Source organism: Mesorhizobium sp. M1A.F.Ca.IN.020.06.1.1, from assembly GCF_004023265.1.
In the GTDB taxonomy this organism is placed as follows: Bacteria; Pseudomonadota; Alphaproteobacteria; order Rhizobiales; family Rhizobiaceae; genus Mesorhizobium.
In genome coordinates this window covers 1-830 of record NZ_RZSR01001523.1, presented here as the reverse complement: position 1 = coordinate 830, position 830 = coordinate 1, and the positions used below count along the sequence as shown (strand labels likewise).

The window sequence follows — 830 nt, the reverse complement described above, 5'->3', positions numbered from 1 at the left end:
CGGCGCTGTTTCTCGCCGGCGGAGCGCTGCAGATCGTAAGCTCGGTCGACGTGCACAGCATCAAGGTGGAAGCGGCGATGCCCTATGCGCCGCCGATCATCATCTTCCTGGCCGCGGTGGCGCTGATGGCTTGGTCGCTGCGCCTCAACCTTTCCCGGGGCGGCTGGCGCCGGATCGGGCTGATGACCTATCCGCTCTACCTCATCCACGATGTCGTCGGCGCGGCGCTGCTCGGCGTCCTGATCCGCGCCGGCGTGCCATACCTGGTTTCGATCCCGATCGTCGGCATGGCCATGATCGCGGCAAGCTGGCTGGTGGCGGCCGAGGCCGAGCCGCGCGTCCGCATGCTGCTCGACCGCACGCTTTTCCGTTATCGGCTCAAAGCAGCCTAAAGCGCATCGCGCTGAAACGGAGTCAGCCGACGCTTTTCGGGGTATTGATGCACGTCGTTTTGCCAAGACCGCTGCGCCTTTTTGGCGATGTGCATCGAGCAGCCCGGTGTGGAAATGTTTGCATTCGACATGATATCGAGGCTTGGTCCACGCTCCGTGGCATGACCCTAGTTTGAGTACCGAGCCTCAATCCGTGAGCCTGTTCCAACGATCGAGACGACCCCGGCCCTTGCCGCGCGAACGGCTGATGATGGATATGCGCGACACGGTGGTCTACGCGATCGGCGACGTGCATGGCTGCTACGACGAGCTGAGCACGCTGGAGCAGAAGATCGAGCTCGACGCGCTGCAGTTCCGCGGCCGCAAGATCATCATAATGCTCGGCGACTATGTCGACCGCGGGCCCAATTCGCGGCGCGTGGTCGAGCATCTGATGGC

Annotated in this window: 1 protein-coding gene and 1 pseudogene; both read left to right on the top strand. The window is 63.4% G+C overall.

Annotated features, from left to right (window positions below; all coding sequences use genetic code 11):
• Nucleotides 1-392 (top strand): annotated as a pseudogene (locus tag EOA60_RS35295) (acyltransferase); the annotation flags it as partial.
• Nucleotides 393-639: 247 nt separating this feature from the next.
• Nucleotides 640-830 (top strand): metallophosphoesterase (locus tag EOA60_RS35290; protein WP_245502708.1); only part of this gene is annotated, 191 nt, incomplete at its 3' end.